18 protein-coding genes are annotated in these 17,111 nt (G+C 70.9%); 16 read left to right on the top strand and 2 right to left on the bottom strand.

Annotation, left to right across the window (positions count from 1 at the left end):
• Positions 1-92 precede the first annotated feature (92 nt).
• Positions 93-1,670, top strand: coding sequence for a sensor histidine kinase (locus E1181_RS14630; protein ID WP_132675068.1), 1,578 nt, complete (start codon positions 93-95; stop codon positions 1,668-1,670).
• A complete protein-coding gene (locus tag E1181_RS14625; protein WP_132675066.1) occupies positions 1,667-2,347 on the top strand; it encodes a response regulator in 681 nt (226 codons plus the stop codon). Before E1181_RS14630 ends, E1181_RS14625 begins: the two co-directional genes overlap by 4 nt.
• Before the next feature lie 347 nt (positions 2,348-2,694).
• Here the strand turns inward: E1181_RS14625 and soxR are convergent, their stop codons facing one another.
• On the bottom strand, positions 2,695-3,156 hold the full coding sequence (soxR, locus tag E1181_RS14620) for a redox-sensitive transcriptional activator SoxR (protein WP_132675064.1): 462 nt from the start codon (positions 3,154-3,156) through the stop codon (positions 2,695-2,697).
• A gap of 87 nt (positions 3,157-3,243) precedes the next feature.
• Here soxR and E1181_RS14615 point away from each other — a divergent pair, with 87 nt between their 5' ends.
• The 8 genes from E1181_RS14615 (at position 3,244) to hisI (ending at position 9,306) form a co-directional block, all read left to right on the top strand.
• Entirely contained in the window at positions 3,244-3,945 is a 702-nt protein-coding gene (locus E1181_RS14615; protein WP_132675062.1) for a thiamine pyrophosphate-dependent enzyme, read from the top strand.
• Entirely contained in the window at positions 3,942-4,853 is a 912-nt protein-coding gene (locus E1181_RS14610) for a transketolase family protein (protein ID WP_132675060.1), read from the top strand. Before E1181_RS14615 ends, E1181_RS14610 begins: the two co-directional genes overlap by 4 nt.
• 18 nt (positions 4,854-4,871) lie before the next feature.
• Positions 4,872-5,501: an imidazole glycerol phosphate synthase subunit HisH gene (hisH, locus tag E1181_RS14605; protein WP_132675058.1), complete on the top strand. Its 630-nt coding sequence runs from the start codon at positions 4,872-4,874 to the stop codon at positions 5,499-5,501.
• Positions 5,498-5,698 (top strand): hypothetical protein, encoded by a 201-nt coding sequence (locus tag E1181_RS14600; RefSeq protein WP_207922154.1) that lies wholly within the window; start codon positions 5,498-5,500, stop codon positions 5,696-5,698. Before hisH ends, E1181_RS14600 begins: the two co-directional genes overlap by 4 nt.
• A gap of 121 nt (positions 5,699-5,819) precedes the next feature.
• Positions 5,820-6,551, top strand: a complete 732-nt coding sequence (priA, locus tag E1181_RS14595) for a bifunctional 1-(5-phosphoribosyl)-5-((5-phosphoribosylamino)methylideneamino)imidazole-4-carboxamide isomerase/phosphoribosylanthranilate isomerase PriA (protein ID WP_132675056.1) — start codon at positions 5,820-5,822, stop codon at positions 6,549-6,551.
• A gap of 107 nt (positions 6,552-6,658) precedes the next feature.
• A complete protein-coding gene (locus E1181_RS14590; RefSeq protein ID WP_132675054.1) occupies positions 6,659-8,110 on the top strand; it encodes an alpha/beta fold hydrolase in 1,452 nt (483 codons plus the stop codon).
• A 78-nt stretch (positions 8,111-8,188) separates the two neighbouring features.
• Complete coding sequence (hisF, locus tag E1181_RS14585; RefSeq protein WP_132675052.1) at positions 8,189-8,962, top strand: imidazole glycerol phosphate synthase subunit HisF; 774 nt, start codon at positions 8,189-8,191, stop codon at positions 8,960-8,962.
• Positions 8,959-9,306 carry a phosphoribosyl-AMP cyclohydrolase gene (gene hisI / locus E1181_RS14580; protein ID WP_132675050.1) on the top strand — a complete coding sequence of 116 codons (348 nt, stop codon included), beginning with the start codon at positions 8,959-8,961 and terminating at the stop codon, positions 9,304-9,306. Before hisF ends, hisI begins: the two co-directional genes overlap by 4 nt.
• A 162-nt stretch (positions 9,307-9,468) precedes the next feature.
• Here hisI and E1181_RS14575 read toward each other — a convergent pair whose 3' ends face one another.
• Positions 9,469-10,077 carry a TetR/AcrR family transcriptional regulator gene (locus tag E1181_RS14575; RefSeq protein WP_235876773.1) on the bottom strand — a complete coding sequence of 203 codons (609 nt, stop codon included), beginning with the start codon at positions 10,075-10,077 and terminating at the stop codon, positions 9,469-9,471.
• An 85-nt stretch (positions 10,078-10,162) separates the two neighbouring features.
• Between E1181_RS14575 and E1181_RS14570 the strand changes: the two genes are divergently transcribed.
• The 6 genes from E1181_RS14570 (at position 10,163) to lgt (ending at position 16,855) form a co-directional block, all read left to right on the top strand.
• Entirely contained in the window at positions 10,163-11,725 is a 1,563-nt protein-coding gene (locus E1181_RS14570; RefSeq protein ID WP_132675046.1) for an anthranilate synthase component I, read from the top strand.
• Positions 11,709-12,314 (top strand): Trp biosynthesis-associated membrane protein, encoded by a 606-nt coding sequence (locus tag E1181_RS14565; protein WP_132675044.1) that lies wholly within the window; start codon positions 11,709-11,711, stop codon positions 12,312-12,314. The genes E1181_RS14570 and E1181_RS14565 overlap by 17 nt, the downstream gene beginning before the upstream one ends.
• Positions 12,315-12,580: 266 nt before the next feature.
• Entirely contained in the window at positions 12,581-13,393 is an 813-nt protein-coding gene (gene trpC / locus E1181_RS14560) for an indole-3-glycerol phosphate synthase TrpC (RefSeq protein ID WP_132675042.1), read from the top strand.
• Positions 13,394-13,433: 40 nt separating this feature from the next.
• A complete protein-coding gene (trpB, locus tag E1181_RS14555; RefSeq protein ID WP_132675040.1) occupies positions 13,434-14,690 on the top strand; it encodes a tryptophan synthase subunit beta in 1,257 nt (418 codons plus the stop codon).
• Positions 14,687-15,469 (top strand): tryptophan synthase subunit alpha, encoded by a 783-nt coding sequence (gene trpA, locus E1181_RS14550; protein ID WP_165944628.1) that lies wholly within the window; start codon positions 14,687-14,689, stop codon positions 15,467-15,469. Before trpB ends, trpA begins: the two co-directional genes overlap by 4 nt.
• A 180-nt stretch (positions 15,470-15,649) precedes the next feature.
• Positions 15,650-16,855 (top strand): prolipoprotein diacylglyceryl transferase, encoded by a 1,206-nt coding sequence (lgt, locus tag E1181_RS14545; protein ID WP_132675036.1) that lies wholly within the window; start codon positions 15,650-15,652, stop codon positions 16,853-16,855.
• Positions 16,856-17,111 lie beyond the last annotated feature (256 nt).

The raw sequence follows: 17,111 nt of genomic DNA, 5'->3' as shown, positions 1-17,111 counted from the left end.
CACGGGAAGATCTGGACGGAGACTATGCGAGCTTTGTATCGACCCCGTCTCGCTTCTGTTCATTGTGTTCACATCGTCGACATGAGTAAGTGATGTCCAGATACCGGAACCGGTTCTCCCCGCGGTGGAGCCTGGCACGTCAGCTGTTCGTGCTCCAGATCTTCGTCGTGGCCTTCGTCGTGCTCGCCGGAGCCGCTCTGGCCTGGTACGACGCCGGGCGCCGCACCGAGGACGCCGCGCGCGACAAGGTCGTGGCCGTGGCGCGCACGCTGGCCGCTCAGCCGGCCGTCGCCGACGCCCTGGTCGCGCCCGACCCCACCGCGAGCCTGCAACCGCTGGCGGACCGGGTCAGGGCCGAAGCGGGGGTCGACTTCATCACGATCATGTCCCCGCAGGGCATCCGTTACACCCACCCCGACCCGTCGCGCATCGGCAAGCCGTTCCGCGGCAACATCGACCCCGAGCGGACGCTCGTCGAGACCTACACCGGAACGCTGGGCCCGTCGGTGCGCGCGGTCGTGCCGGTGCACCGGGGTTCCCAGATGGTGGGACTGGTGGCCGACGGCATCACCGTGCGCGTGATCACCGCCGAGCTGAGCAGGCAGGTGACCGTGCTGGTGCTCGTCGCGGGCGGCGCGCTGCTGCTCGGCGGGGCGCTGACCTACCTGGTCAACGCGCGGATCCGGCGGCACACCCACGGCATGCGCCCGGCGGAGCTGTCGCGGATGTACGAGTACCACGACGCGATCCTGCACGCGGTGCGCGAAGGCCTGCTGCTGGTGGCGCCGGACGGCCGCGTGACGTTGTGCAACGATGGTGCCGCTGTGCTGCTCTCGCTGGATTCCGCCGAGGTCGAAGGTGCGCAGGTGTCCGAGCTGGACCTGCCACCGTCCCTTGTGGACGCGCTCGGGCGCCGCGCGGTCCGCGACGAGGTGCACCTGACCGACGACCGCGTGCTGCTGGTCAACGTCTCCGCGGTGCGCAGTGGCGACCGCGACCTGGGCAGCGTCGTCACGCTGCGGGACCACACCGAGCTGCAGGCGCTCAGCGGTGAGCTCGACTCGATGCGCGGCTTCGCCGAATCGCTGCGCTCCCAGGCCCACGAGTCGGCGAACCGGCTGCACACCGTCGTCTCGCTGATCGAACTCGGCCGCACCGAGGAGGCCGTCGGGTTCGCCACCGCCGAGCTGGACCTCGCGCAGCGGCTCACCGACCAGGTCGTCGGCTCCGTCGGCGAACCGGTGCTGGCCGCGTTGCTGCTGGGCAAGAGCGCGGAGGCGGGGGAGCGGGGTGTCGAGGTCGTGCTCAGCGAGGACACCGAGGTCGACGACACCACGTTGGAGCACCTCGACTCCCGGGACCTGGTGACCATCCTCGGGAACCTGATCGACAACGCCGTGGAGGCCGTGGCCGACCGGCCGGGCCCGCGCGTCGAGGTGACCATACGGTCCACATCGGACGGACTGCTGATCCGGGTCGCCGACAACGGGCCCGGTGTCCCCGCCGACACCTCCGAGCTGTTCCGCCGCGGCTGGTCGACGAAGTCCGGCGACCGCGGCCTCGGGCTGGCGCTGGTCGGGCAGAGCGTGCGGCGGCACGGCGGCACCGTCGACGTCGGCGGCGACGACGGTGCGGTGTTCACCGTCCGGCTCCCGGGGGCGTCGCGGTGATCTCGGTTCTGGTGGTCGAGGACGACCCGGTCGCAGGCGAGGCGCACGAGGCCTACGTCAACCGCGTCGAGGGCTTCACCGTGGCCGGGCGCGTCCGCACCGGTCAGGCCGCCCTGCGGTTCGTCGAGCACACCTCGGTGGACCTGGTGCTGCTGGACCTGCGGCTGCCGGACATGGACGGGCTCCAGGTGGCCCGCGCGCTGCGCACCGCCGGACTGCCCATCGACGTCATCGCGGTGACCTCGGCGCGCGATCTGAAGGTGGTGCGCGCGGCGGTGTCCAGCGGGGTCGTGCAGTACCTGCTCAAGCCGTTCACCTTCGCCGCCATGCGCGAGAAGCTGGAGCACTACGCCCGCTTCCGCGCCACCCTCGGCCAGGACCGCGAGGTCCAGGGCCAAGCCGAGATCGACCGCGCTTTCTCCACGCTGCGGGGAGTGGATCGCGCGGCCCTGCCCAAGGGCATGGGCGAGGAAACCCTCGCCGCGGTCGTCACCGCCCTCCGCGCCATGCCCTCCGGCGGCTCCGCGGGCGCCGTGGGCGAGGCGGCCGGCGTCTCCCGAGTCACCGCCCGCCGCTACCTCGAATACCTCTCCGGCACGGGCATGGTCGAACGTCTCCCCACCTACGGCACGGTCGGTCGCCCGGAGATGACCTACACCTGGACGGGCGAATCCTGACCACCCCCGCGGGTTCCGACCACATCGAAACCCGCCGTCAGCAACGAACCCCACCCACGAACCCCGGTCCCGCACGGGGCACCCGATTACCGCCGTAATCAGTGAACGGAATACCGCCGTAATCAGGTACCGGAATACGGCGGTATTCGTGAACCCCCAGGCTCGAGCCCTCCCGTCCCGTGGCGGGTACCTGATCACCGCAGTAATCAGGGGACGGAAATACCGCCGTAATCGGGTACCTGATTGCGGCAGTAATCCGGGTGTCCTGGCCCCGGGAACCGTCCTGTCTCGTGGGGGTGCCTGATTACCGCCGTAGTCGGGGGACGGATTACGGCGGTATTCCGGGGTCATCCCGCGTGGTCGGTCTTGGGGCGGAGGAGGGGAGCTCCTGGGCCGTTCTCGGCTTGGCGGTCGTCGGGGTTGTTGAGGATGCAGGTGCGCAGCGAGAGGCAGCCGCAGCCGATGCACCCGGTGAGGTTGTCGCGCAGGCGTTGCAGGCCGTCGATGCGGGCATCGAGCTCGTCGCGCCAGCGGCGGGAGAGGCGCGCCCAATCGGTCTTGGTGGGCGCGTGGTCGTCGGGGAGCGTGGCGAGGGCCTCGGAGATCTGCTCCAGGCTGAGGCCGACCCGTTGCGCGGCGCGGATGAACGCCAGCCGGCGCAGCACGGCCCGCTGGTAGCGGCGCTGGTTCCCGGTGGTGCGGGTGGAGCTGATCAGGCCGCGTTCCTCGTAGAAGCGCAGCGCGGTCTGGGCGACTCCGCTGCGGTGCGCGACCTCCCCGATGGTCAGCAGGGCGGGTAGTTTCGTCACGCTGGCCAGATTAGCCGAAAACCTCCAGATTGGTGGAGGTATTCCGCCCTTGACTTCGACTTAACTCGAAGTCCCATCCTGGTGCGCATGGCGATCAAGACGGACTACCAGTACGCGGACCTGCGTCCGCTGATGACCAGGATGACCGGCGACGAGAAGCACGACTCCGCCGCCACCTCCACCCTCGACGTGCTGTGGGTGCTCTACGACCAGGTTCTCTCGGTCGGCCCGGACCGCGTCGACGACCCGCAGCGCGACCGGTTCCTGCTGTCCAAGGGGCACGGGCCGATGGCCTACTACGCGGTCCTGGCCGCCAAGGGCTTCCTGGACCCGGCCGAACTCGACCGCTTCGGCGAGTTCGACTCGCGGCTGGGATTCCACCCCGACCGGATGCTCGCTCCCGGTGTGGAGATCGGCAGCGGCTCGCTCGGGCACGGTCTCCCGCTCGCCCTCGGCGTGACGCTGGGCCTGCGGGCGCGGGGGCTCGACCGGCCGCGCGTGGTCGTGCTCGTCGGCGACGCCGAGCTGGACGAGGGCAGCAACCACGAGGCCATCCAGGTCGCAGGGCGCTGGGGACTGGGCCGGCTGACCACCGTGGTGATCGACAACCGCTCGTCCAGCACCGGCTGGCCCGGCGGCATCGCCGACCGCTTCGCGCGCGAGGGCTGGGCGACCCGCGTGGTCGACGGCCGCGATCACACCGCGCTCCACCAGGCGCTGAGCGCCACCTTCACCGACCGCCCGCTCGCGGTGGTCGCCGAGGTCGAACCCCGAGGAGGGAACCGATGAGCATGCGCGAGCAGTTCGTGCGCACCACCACCGAAGCCATGGACGCCGACCCGAGGGTCGCGCTGGTGCTGGCTGAGATCTCCGCCGACCGCTTCACCGACGCCCTCGACCGGCACACCGACCGGGTGTTCAACGTCGGCATCCGCGAGCAGGCGATGGTCGGCGTCGCCGGGGGACTGGCCCTGGCGGGGATGCGGCCGGTGCTGCACTCGATCACGCCGTTCGTCGTGGAACGGCCCTTCGAGCAGCTCAAGCTCGACCTCGGCCACCAGGGCGTCGGGGCGATCGCGGTCAGCACCGGCGCCTCCTACGACTACCCGACGGCCGGGCGCACCCACATGGCCCCCGGTGACGTCGCGCTGATCGACACGCTGCCCGGCTGGACCGTGCACGTGCCCGGCCACCCCGACGAGGTCGACTCCCTGCTGAGCCGCGAGTTCGACCACGACGGCCCCGTCTACCTGCGGCTCTCCGACCGCGCGAACGCCGAACCGCTCGTGACCGGGCCCGGCTGGCACCCGGTGCGGCACGGTCGCGACGGCGTGGTGCTGGCCGTGGGCCCGATGCTCGCGCCGGTGCTGGCGGCCACCGCAGCGATGGACGTCACCGTCCTCTACACCGCCACCATCCGGCCCTTCGACGCCGACGGGCTGCGCGCCGCCGTCCGCGCCGCGAGCCCGGACGTCGTGCTCGTCGAGCCCTACCTGCGGGGCACCTCCACCCACGAGGTCGACGAGGCGCTGGCCGACACCCCGCACCGGGTGCTGTCGCTGGGGGTGCGCCGGGACCGGGAGCTGCGCGCCTACGGCACCGCGGACGAGCACGAGGCCGCGCACGGGCTCGGCCCGACCGGCATCGCGGGCGAGGTGGCGCACTTCCTGCACGGGGTCGGGAAACGGGTCGCGTGAGGCCGGTAGCCTGAACCCGTGGCACGAGTCGTCATCTTGGACTACGGATCAGGCAACCTCCGCTCCGCCGAACGCGCTCTCCAGCGCGCGGGCGCCGACGTCGAGGTGACCGCCGACCATCGTGCCGCCGTCGAGGCGGAGGGCCTGGTGGTCCCGGGCGTCGGCGCGTTCGCGGCCTGCATGGAAGGGCTGCTGGAGGTCGGCGGCGACAAGATCATCGATCAGCGGCTCTCCGGTGGTCGACCGGTGCTGGGCATCTGCGTGGGCATGCAGGTGCTGTTCGGCCAGGGCGTCGAGCACGGCGTGCAGGCCGACGGCTGCGGCCAGTGGCCCGGCACCGTCGAGCGGCTGCACGCCGACGTGCTGCCCCACATGGGCTGGAACACCGTCCAGGCGCCGAGCGACAGCGTGCTGTTCGCCGGCCTGGACGCCGACACCCGCTTCTACTTCGTGCACTCCTTCGCGGTCCGCAAGTGGGAGCTGGAGAGCTCCGACACGATCGCCACCCCCCAGGTGACCTGGGCCGAACACGGCGAGCCGTTCGTGGCCGCCGTCGAGAACGGAGCCCTGATGGCGACCCAGTTCCACCCGGAGAAGTCCGGCGACGCCGGTGCCCGGCTGCTGCGCAACTGGCTGGAAGCCCTGTGACCCGCCGGCACGGGCTGATGGGCCCGAACACGGTGCGCGTGGTGGCGCTGGTGCTCGCGGTCGGCATGGCCTCGACCGTCGGCGGCCCGTACCTGGTCCAGGCCGGGGTGCCGCTGCTCGTGGTGATCGCGCTGAGCCTCCTGGTGCTCGCGGTCCCGCTGCTGGCCATCGTTCGCAGCGAGCGATCCCGGCGCTGACCTGCGGAAACGTCGCATCATTCGAATTTCGCGCGAAATTCGACATTCGTCGTCCGTTCGGGGGAGGCGGAGGTGGTGGCCGGGTATTCGGGCTCGGCGCGGCGTCATTAGGGTTGTGGGCGTGAGCTTCACTCTGCTTCCCGCTGTTGACGTTGCCGATGGGCAGGCCGTCCGCCTCGTGCAGGGCGCCGCCGGTACCGAAACCTCCTACGGTGATCCGCTGGAGGCCGCGCTGACCTGGCAGCGCGCGGGTGCGGAGTGGGTCCATCTGGTCGACCTCGACGCCGCGTTCGGCCGCGGCAGCAACCGCGAGCTGCTGGCCGAGGTCACCGGGAAGCTGGACGTGCAGGTCGAGCTCTCCGGCGGCATCCGCGACGACGCCTCCCTGGAAGCCGCGCTGGCCACCGGCTGCGCGCGGGTCAACCTCGGCACGGCCGCGCTGGAGAACCCGGAGTGGGCCGACCGCGTCGTGGCCGAGTACGGCGACCACGTGGCCGTCGGGCTGGACGTGCGCATCACCGAGCAGGGCCACCGCCTGGCCGCGCGCGGCTGGACCAAGGACGGCGGCGACCTGTGGGAAGTGCTGGCACGCCTCGACGCCGCCGGCTGCCGCCGCTACGTCGTCACCGACGTCAGCAAGGACGGCACCCTGCAGGGCCCGAACACCGAGCTGCTGCGCGAGGTCTGCTCCCGCACCGACGCACCGGTGATCGCCTCCGGCGGCGTGTCGAGCGTCGACGACCTCGTCGCGCTGTCGAAGCTGGCCTCGGCCGGCCTGGAGGGCTCGATCGTCGGCAAGGCCCTCTACGCCCAGAACTTCACCCTCGAAGAAGCGCTGGCGGCCGTTCGCTGAAACCCCGGGCCTTCTCCGGGAATCCCCTGATCGACTTCGTCGCCTGAGATCACCACGGTGGTGGTCGTGATCCGAAACACGGATCCGACCACCGCTGGAGGAACTCGATGCGACGATTACTGGGGGCTTTGCTGGCCGTCGGGGTGACGGCGGGCGCGGCTGCACCCGCTTACGCCGAACCCGCCCTGGACTGGCAGCCCTGCGCGCAGAACGCCGAGGTCGAGTGCTCGACCGTGCGGGTCCCGCTGGACTGGGCGAACCCGCAGGGCGAGCAGATCGACATCGCCGTGGCGCGGCGTCCCGCGACCGATCCGACCAACCGCGTCGGCACGCTGGTTCACATGCCCGGCGGCCCGGGCGGCACCGGCGTGGATCCGCTGGTCGCCGCCAACCCCTTCGAGCCGGAGCTGGCCGCCCGCTTCGACGTGGTCAGCTTCGACCCGCGCGGGTTCGGCGCCAGCCACCCGGTGCAGTGCGATCCCGCGCTGATCGACCAAGCGCCGGACCCCCTTCCGGACGGGCCCGAGCACTTCCAGCGGCTGCTCGACCACAACCGCCGCGCCTCCGACGACTGCCGGGCGCGCAGCGGCGCGATCGTCGACCACATGGACACCGCGAGCGTCGCCCGCGACATCGACGCGTTCCGCGCAGCTCTCGGCGAGCAGCAGCTGAACCTCTACGGCATCTCCTACGGGACTCTGACCGGGCAGATGTACGCCGAGCAGTTCCCCGAGCGCGTCCGCTCGCTGGTGCTCGACAGCGTCTTCGACCACAGCCAGGACGCCACCGGATTCCTCCTCACCCAGGCCGAGGCCGCGGAGGACTCGTTCCGCGAGTTCGCGAAGTGGTGCGACCGGGACACCGCGTGCGCGCTGCACGGCGAGGACGTCGGCGCGGTCTACGACGGGCTCTACGCCCGGGCCGAGGCCGGTGATCTGCAGAAACCGGGCGGTTCCGGGCCGATGACGCCGGTCGAGCTCTCCCGCGGAACCGTCGGCGGCTTCTACGGGCCGGACTGGCACGCGCTGGCCACCGAGCTCGGCGCCTTGCGCGACAGCGCGCCGATCTCCCCCGCGCAGCAGGAACCGGTCCCGAACCCGGCGGCGGCGTTCTGCAACGACCACCGCATCGAGGTCGATTCCGCCGAGCACTACGCCGAACTGTTCCGGCGGCAGCAGCAGGCGGCCCCGCACGTGCGCGCCGGAGTGGGCGGTGTGGTGGCCCCGTCCTGCCTCGGCTGGCGGGCTCCGGTGCAGAACCCCCAGCACGTTCCGCAGATCCGCACGGACGCACCGGTTCTCATCCTCAACGCCCTGCACGACCCGGCCACGGGGTACAACTGGGCGACCACTGTGGACTCCCACATCGAGCAGGCCACGCTGCTCACCTACGACGGTTGGGGCCACGGCGTCTACGACCGCAGCCGGTGCACCCTGGACGCCACCCACGCCTACCTGATCGACGGCGTCATGCCGGCCGAAGGCACTCACTGCCCGGCTGTCGATCCGGAGGCGCCCGCGGGGGCGAGTTCGGCGGGAAACCCCACCGCACCCTGGTGACGATCGGTCGTCGTGGCCTCGATCATGCGTGGTCGGGGCCACGACGAAGTTCGCGGACCGTCGCCGTAGGCTGGACGCATGGGTGTTGCGGTGCGTGTCATCCCGTGCCTGGACGTGGACCAGGGCCGGGTCGTCAAGGGAGTCAACTTCACCGATCTCCGCGATGCCGGTGACCCGGTCGAGCTGGCGAACGCCTACGACGCCGAGCACGCCGACGAGCTGACCTTCCTCGACGTCACCGCGTCCTCCTCGGACCGCGAGACGACCTTCGACGTGGTCCGGCGCACCGCCGAGCAGGTGTTCATCCCGCTGACCGTCGGTGGTGGCGTGCGCAGCACCGAGGACATCAACCGGCTGCTGCGCGCCGGGGCCGACAAGGTCAGCCTGAACACCGCGGCGATCGCGCGGCCCGAGCTGCTCAACGAGTCCTCCAAGCGGTTCGGCGCGCAGTGCGTCGTGCTGTCGGTGGACGCCCGCCGGGTTCCCGAGGGCGGGCAGCCCACGCCGTCGGGCTTCGAGGTCACGACGCACGGCGGACGCCGGGGCACCGGCATCTGCGCCGTCGAGTGGGCCGCGAAGGGCGAGGAGCTGGGCGTCGGCGAGATCCTGCTGAACTCGATGGACGCCGACGGCACCAAGGCCGGTTTCGACCTGGAGATGATCCGCGCGGTGCGCGAGGTCGTCGACGTGCCGCTGATCGCCAGCGGCGGCGCCGGCGCGGTCGAGCACTTCGCTCCCGCCGTGCACGCCGGGGCGGACGCGGTGCTGGCCGCCAGCGTCTTCCACTTCGGAGAACTGCGCATCGGCGAGGTCAAGGACGCGATGCGGGCGGAAGGGATCACGGTCCGATGAGCGAGCTCGACCCGAAGATCGCCGACCGGCTCAAGCGCAACGCCGACGGGCTCGTCGCCGCCATCGCGCAGCAGCGCGGCACCGGCGAGGTGCTGATGATGGCGTGGATGGACGACGAGGCCCTGCACCGCACCCTCACCACCCGCCGCGCCACCTACTTCTCCCGCAGCCGCGGCACCTACTGGGTCAAGGGCGAGACGTCCGGGCACACCCAGCACGTCCACGAGGTCCGCCTCGACTGCGACGGCGACACCCTGCTGCTGGTCGTCGACCAGCAGGGAGCTGCGTGCCACACCGGCGATCACACCTGCTTCGACGCCGACGTCCTGCTGCCCGAGGGCTGATCACCAGGCGTTTCCCCATTTCGCGCGAAGTTCAAGTCCGGAGCTCCACCCGCGAACTTCGCGCGAAGTGCGAATCCGCCCCCGCGTTCGGGTGTGTCGTTGCAGGTCAAGGCCCTGTTCCGGCTCGGGATTCGAATTTCGCGCGAAATTCGAGGGTGGGGCTCAGGTGAGGCCGCCCAGGTCTCCGGTGAGGTAGCGCTGGAGGTTGGGGCCGATGGTGGCCGCGACGGTGTCGGCGTTGGCGGAGGCCAGGGGCTCGATGCGGACCACGTAGCGGGCCATGCCCAGGCCGACGAGCTGGGAGCCGCACAACGCCACCCGCAGCTCCGGGTTGTCGACGTCCAGGACCTTGACCAGACGGTTGAACAGCACGTTCTGCACGAATTCCCGGAGCATGGTGACGGCCTGCTCGTTGCCCGCGACGCTGCGCATGAGCGCCGCGAACTGCCCGCCTCCCACCGTGTCCCAGGAGGTGACGAACCGGCGCATGATCCGTTCGCCGATCTCCTCCCGTGGTCCGTCGAGGACCTGCTTGAGGATCTCGGCCGGGTTGATCGGGATCTGAACCGCGGCGGTGAACAACCCCTCCTTGCCGCCGAACCAGTGCTTGACCATGGCCGGATCGACTCCGGCGCTGCCAGCGATGGCGCGCACGGTGGCCGCGTCGTAGCCCTGCTCGGCGAACACCTCGCGCGCCGCGGTCAGCAGCGCCGCTTTGGTGTCGGCGCCGTTGGGCCTGCGGCCCCGCCGCTTCGGTTCGGTCGTGCTCACCCACCCATCCTGGCGGCACCGGTACCGGCGAGGCAAAGCGGAGGTCCCGCACCGGGCCCGACGGGTGCGCGGCACAATGACACCCATGGTCGGCGATGGTGAGATCGGCAGTATCAGCCCAGGACGCGAGGAGTTCCGAACCCTGGCGGCGGACCGCAGGGTGATTCCGGTGGTGCGGCGGTTGCTCGCGGACGACGAGACCCCGCTCGGGGTCTACCGCAAGCTCGCCGGGAACCGCCCCGGCACCTTCCTGTTCGAGTCCGCCGAGAACGGTCGATCCTGGTCGCGATGGTCGTTCATCGGAGCCAGCAGCGCCGCCGCCCTGACCGTCCGCGACGGTGAGGCGCACTGGACCGGCACCCCGCCGGTGGGCCTGCCCTGCAGCGGCGACCCGCTGCAGGCGCTGCGCGAGACCGTCCGCCTGCTGCACACCGACCCGCTTCCCGGCCTGCCGCCGCTGACCGGCGGCATGGTCGGCTACATGGGCTACGACGCCGTGCGCAGGCTGGAGCGGCTGCCCGAGCTGACCGAGGACGACCTGCAGATCCCCGAGATGGTGATGCTGCTGGCCACCGACCTGGCGGCGCTGGACCACCACGAGGGCACGATCACGCTGATCGCCAACGCGGTGAACTGGGACGACAGCCCGGAGCGGGTGGACGCCGCCTACGACGACGCGGTGCGCAGGCTCGACGAGATGACCGAGCGGCTGCAGACCCCGGCGGCTCCCACGGTGGCGACGTTCTCCCGCCCGAAGCCGGACTTCCAGCGCAAGCGAGCTCCCGAGGAGCACCACGCGGCGGTGGAGAAGGCCAAGGAGGCCATCCGCGCGGGCGAGGCGTTCCAGGTGGTCGTCTCGCAGCGCTTCGAGATGGACACCCAGGCCGACGCGCTGGACGTCTACCGAGTGCTGCGCACCACCAACCCGAGCCCGTACATGTACCTGCTGCGGCTCGACGACCCCAACGGCGGCACGCCCTTCGACATCGTCGGCTCCAGCCCCGAGTCGCTGGTCACCGTGCACGACGGGCAGGCCACGACGCACCCGATCGCCGGTACCCGCTGGCGCGGCGCCGACGAGGACGAGGACGCGCTGCTGGAGAAGGACCTGCTCAGCGACGAGAAGGAGCGCGCCGAGCACCTGATGCTGGTCGACCTGGGCCGCAACGACCTGGGCCGGGTCTGCAAGCCGGGTTCGGTGCGGGTGGTCGACTTCTTCCGCATCGAGCGCTACAGCCACGTCATGCACATCGTCTCCACGGTCACCGGTCAGCTGGCCGACGACAAGACGGCGTTCGACGCGATCACCGCCTGCTTCCCGGCCGGGACGCTGTCGGGCGCGCCGAAGCCGCGCGCGCTGGAGCTGATCGAGGAGCTGGAGCCGACGCGGCGCGCCCAGTACGGCGGTGTGGTCGGCTACCTGGACTTCGCCGGGGACGCCGACACCGCGATCGCGATCCGCACCGCGCTGATCCGCGACGGCCGCGCCTACGTGCAGGCCGGTGGCGGCATCGTCGCCGACTCGGACCCGGTCGCCGAGGACCAGGAGTGCTTGAACAAGGCCCGGGCGGTGCTCAACGCCGTGGCCACGGCCGAGACGCTGGCGGCGCCGAGCGACCGGGAGGCGGCCGTTGACCAGCGAGTCTGAGCCCCGGCCGCCCTCGAAGGGGCTGCTGTGGTCGGTGCTGCTGCTGGTGCTCGCGGGTGCCGGTGCGCTGTGGGGAGCCTCGGGCCTGACCTGGCTGAGCCAGCGCTTCCGCACGCCGATGGGCACCGAGACGACCAGCGGCATGACCGGCGCGGTGCTCCGCCCGGAACTGGGTCCGATGGCGTTGGCGGCGCTGGCCGCCGTCGCCGCGGTGCTGGCCACCGGCGGGCTGCTGCGACGGCTGGTCGGCGTGCTGATCGCGCTGGCCGGTGCGCTGCTGGCCTGGCGCGCCTTCGGGAGCTTCAGCGTCGGCTGGTTCACCCACGCGGGCGGCGACCTCCCGACGGGCAGCACGCCGATCGGTGAGCTCTCCAGCTCGCCGATCGGGCCGTTGCTCATGGCGCTGGGTGCGTTACTGCTGGTGATCGCGGGTGTGCTAGTGATCGTGCGTGCGGGCCGGATGCCGGCGATGGGCGCGCGCTACTCGGCGCCGGGGGCCGCGAAGGAGCAGAAATCCCAGGATCCGGACACGCAACTGTGGAACGAACTGGACGCCGGTCGCGATCCCACGGACGAAGACGATCGCTGAAAGATCTCCAGGGTTGCCAAAACTGCTGTTCGACGTCGTCCGGAGCCGGTGCGTCCTCTTCGCGACAGGGCCAAAGGTCCTTGCTGCGCTGGGACTCCCGGCCCACCCCTTGGTAAGGGGGTCGGTCGGTGAGGTTTAGCATCGGCCATGCGACGGCACGGCGGGAAGGGGAGTGTCGTGATCGAGCGCAATGAGTTCAACTGCGCATTCAGCAAGGTCTGGGCATTGCGGGTGAGTGTTCGGGGCACAGCCGGCGAGGTGTTCGCGTGACCGTTCTGGAAGACATCATCGAAGGCGTTCGCGAGGATCTCGCGGTGCGCGAATCGGCGATTCCGTTCGACGAGATCAAGCAGCTGTCCGCGGCGGCGACGCCGCCGCACGACGTTCTGGCCGCGCTCAAATCGCAGGGCGTGGGCGTGATCGCCGAGGTCAAGCGGCGCAGCCCGTCGAAGGGCGAGCTGGCCGAGATCGCCGAACCGGCGGATCTCGCCGCCGACTACGCCGATGCGGGTGCCCGCGTGATCAGCGTGCTCACCGAGCAGCGCCGCTTCGGCGGCTCGCTGGCCGATCTGGACGCGGTGCGCAAGCGGGTTCCGGCCACGCCGGTCCTGCGCAAGGACTTCGTGGTCAGCCCGTACCAGGTGCACGAGGCCCGCGCGCACGGCGCCGACATGGTGCTGCTGATCGTGGCCGCCCTGGAGCAGAACGTGCTGGAGGCGCTGCTCGATCGGGTGGAGTCGCTGGGCATGGCCGCGCTGGTGGAGGTGCACACCGCCGAGGAGTCCGACCGCGCGTTGGAGGCCGGGGCGAAAATCATTGGCATCAACGCGCGCAACCTGCATACCCTCGAAGTCGACCGCGACGTGTTCGGCCGGATCGCTCCGGGGCTGCCGCAGGACATCCTCAAGGTCGCCGAGTCCGGCGTTCGCGGCCCCAGCGACCTGATGGCCTACGCGGGTTCGGGCGCCGACGCCGTTCTGGTCGGCGAGGGCCTGGTGACCAGCGACAACCCGAAATCGGCGGTCAACCAGCTGGTGACGGCCGGGTCGCACCCGGCATGTCCGCGTCCGAGCCGCTGAGGCTCGACGGTGCGGCGTGCGAAGCACAGGAGGTAAGGCAATGACCGTCGGGGCTGACGCCGCGCGCGCCCACCGCCAGGGCACACCCGTGCCCGAGGGGCACGATCCGGACGAGCGCGGGCACTTCGGCGAGTACGGCGGCCGGTTCATGCCGGAGGCGCTGATCGCGGCTCAGGACGAGCTCGCGGCCGAGTACGCCAAGGCCCAGCAGGACCCGGAGTTCCTCGCCGAGCTCGACGACCTGCTGCGCAACTACGCCGGTCGCCCGTCGCTGCTGACCGAGGCCAAGCGCTTCTCCGAGCACGCGGGCGGGGCCCGCGTGCTGCTCAAGCGCGAGGACCTCAACCACACCGGCTCGCACAAGATCAACAACGTGCTGGGGCAGGCGCTGCTGGTCAAGCGGATGGGCAAGCGCCGCGTCATCGCCGAGACCGGTGCCGGTCAGCACGGCGTGGCCACCGCGACCGCCTGCGCGCTGCTGGGCCTGGAGTGCGTGGTCTACATGGGCAAGGTCGACACCGAGCGCCAGGCCCTCAACGTCGCCCGGATGCGGCTGCTGGGCGCCGAGGTCATCCCGGTGGCCAACGGTTCGGCGACGCTCAAGGACGCCATCAACGAGGCGCTGCGCGACTGGGTCGCCAACGTCGACCACACCCACTACCTGCTGGGCACGGCCGCCGGGGCGCACCCGTTCCCGATGATGGTGCGCAACTTCCACCGCGTCATCGGTGACGAGGCCCGCGAGCAGACGCTGGCGATGGCCGGTCGGCTGCCCGACGCGGTCGTGGCCTGCGTCGGCGGTGGATCGAACGCGATCGGCATCTTCCACGGCTTCATCGACGACGCCGACGTGCGGCTGGTCGGCTACGAGCCCGCCGGTCACGGCATCGAGTCCGGCGAGCACGGCGTGACCCTCGGCGAGGGATCCCCGGGCACGCTGCACGGTGCCCGCTCCTACCTGCTGCAGGACGAGGACGGGCAGGTCATCGAGGCCTACTCGATCTCGGCGGGGCTGGACTACCCGGGCGTCGGCCCGGAGCACTCCTACCTCAAGGACACCGGCCGGGCCGAGTACCGCTCGGTGACCGACGACGAGGCGATGCAGGCGTTCCAGCTGCTGTCGCGCACCGAGGGCATCATCCCGGCGATCGAGTCCGCGCACGCCCTGGCCGGGGCGATCAAGCTCGGCCAGGAGCTGGGACCGGACGGGCTCATCGTGGTCAGCCTCTCGGGCCGGGGCGACAAGGACATGGACACTGCGGCGAAGTACTTCGGGCTCGTCGACGAGGAGGCGTGATGAGCCTGCGTGAGGTTTTCCAGGCGTGCCGCAACGAATCCCGGGCGGCTCTGATCGGGTACCTGCCCGCCGGTTACCCGACCGTCGAGGACAGCCACGAGCTGTTCAAGGCGATGATCGACGGTGGTTGCGACCTCGTCGAGGTCGGGTTGCCGTTCTCCGACCCGGTGATGGACGGGCCGACCATCCAGGCCGCCAGCGAGACCTCGCTGCGCGCCGGCTTCCGCGTCCGGCAGGTGTTCGACATCGTCTCCACCATCGCCGAGGCCGGTGGCAACGCGGTGGTCATGACCTACTGGAACCCCGTGCACCGCTACGGCGTGGACGCCTTCGCCCGCGACCTCAAGGCGGCGGGCGGGCTCGGCGTGATCACCCCGGACCTCATCCCCGACGAGGGTGAGGACTGGATCGCCGCCACCGACGAGCACGAGCTGGACCGGATCTTCCTGGTCGCGCCGTCGTCCACCGAGGAGCGGCTCGCGCTGACCGCCAAGGCCAGCAGCGGCTTCGTCTACGCCACCTCCGTGATGGGCGTGACCGGTGCGCGCGACTCCGTCGGCTCCGCCGCGTCCGGCCTGGTGGAGCGCACCCGCGCGCACACCGACCTGCCGATCGGCGTCGGTCTGGGCGTGCGCTCCCGCGAGCAGGCCGCCGAGGTGGCGCGCTTCGCCGACGGCGTGATCGTCGGCTCGGCGTTCGTGACCAGGGCGGAGCAGGACGGCCCGGAGGGCGTCCGTGCCCTCGCCGCGGACCTCGCATCGGGCGTGCGCGGAGGCTGAACGCCAGGCGAGGAGGTGCTTCCTCCTCGCCCCCACCTGAGCGACCGGCCGGCTTGGCGAAGTCATTGCGGGACGTGATCGCGAAACGTTCTTCGCCAACGGGTCACGGGTTCGTTGTCCTGCCGTGATGCTGCACGGGGGGTGCTCACCCGTGGTGGGGCGCCCGATACCGTAAGCGTCGTGAATGCCACGGTTGCCGCTTCGGCTAGTCCGCTCCTGGCCAACATTCCGAGCCCTCCGCAGGGGGTTTGGTACATCGGACCGATCCCGCTGCGCGCGTACGCGCTGTGCATCATCGCCGGCATCGTGCTCGCGGTGTGGATCAGCAGCCGTCGCTGGATCGCCCGCGGCGGTCGCGAGGGCACGGTCGTCGACGTCGCCGTGTGGGCGGTGCCGTTCGGCCTCATCGGCGGGCGGCTGTACCACGTGGCCACCGACTGGTACAAGTACTTCGGCCCGGACCGGAACCCGCTGGACGCGTTGAAGGTCTGGGAGGGCGGCCTCGGCATCTGGGGCGCGGTCGCGCTCGGTGCCGTCGGCGCCTGGATCGGCTGCCGCCAGCGCGGCGTGCCGCTGCCCGCGTTCGCCGACACCGTCGCGCCCGGTCTGGTGCTCGCGCAGGCCGTCGGCCGGTTGGGCAACTGGTTCAACCAGGAGCTCTACGGCGGTCCGACGAACGTGCCGTGGGGCCTGGAGATCTACCGGCGCATCGACCCGGACACCGGGCTCGCCGACCCGATCGCGGGCGTGGCGGTCGACCCGACGCCGATCACCGTGGTGCACCCGACGTTCCTGTACGAGCTGCTGTGGAACGTCGGCGTCTTCCTGCTGGTGCTGTGGGCCGACCGCAAGTTCCGGATGGGCCACGGCCGCGTGTTCGCGCTCTACGTCGCTGGCTACACGGCCGGTCGCGTCTGGATCGAGATGATGCGCAGCGACGAGGCCACGCACATCCTGGGCATCCGCATCAACGTCTTCACCTCGCTGGTGGTCTTCCTCGGCGCGGTCATCTACCTCCTCGTCGTCCGCGGCAAGCGAGAAGACCCGGCCCTTTTGGCGGGCAAGCCCTATCCGGACGACATCCCCTCCACCACGGCCCCCGGCGAGTCGGGCGGAACCGAAGACTCCGACGCGGAATCCCGGGACCGCACCGCTGACGGCGACGATCCCGAACCGAAGCGCAACAACGGCGACGAGCCCGAGAACTCCGACGAGGACGAGTCGAAGAACGCCGACGAGGCTGAGTCGAAGGGCTCCGACGGCGACGAGGACGCGTCGAAGGAAACCGACGAGGTGCCCGCGGAACCGAGCACCACCTCGAAGCAGGACGACGGCGAGGCCACGAAGTCCGAGACGGACACCAAGGACGCCAAGACCCAGTCCTGACACCCAGAACGACCAGCCGAGGCCGCGACTCCACTCCGGAGCCGCGGCCTCGGCTTCGTCACGCCCATGACTGGATTTCAGTGGAAATCAGGTACCGGACTTCAGTGGAAATCAGGCACCCGGTTTCAGTGGAAATCGGGCCTCGGGTCGCGGGTGTCGGGGTTCGGTGGGAGTCCGGTCCCCGGGGTACCGGATTTCAGTGGAGATCGGGGGTCGGATTTCCACTGAAATCCGGTCAGTCGAGGCGGGTGGGGGT

It is taken from the genome of Saccharopolyspora terrae (genome assembly GCF_004348435.1).
In the GTDB taxonomy this organism is placed as follows: Bacteria; Actinomycetota; Actinomycetes; order Mycobacteriales; family Pseudonocardiaceae; genus Saccharopolyspora; species Saccharopolyspora endophytica.
Note: the sequence above shows the minus strand (reverse complement) of the source record. Positions and strands in the feature narration are given on the sequence as shown.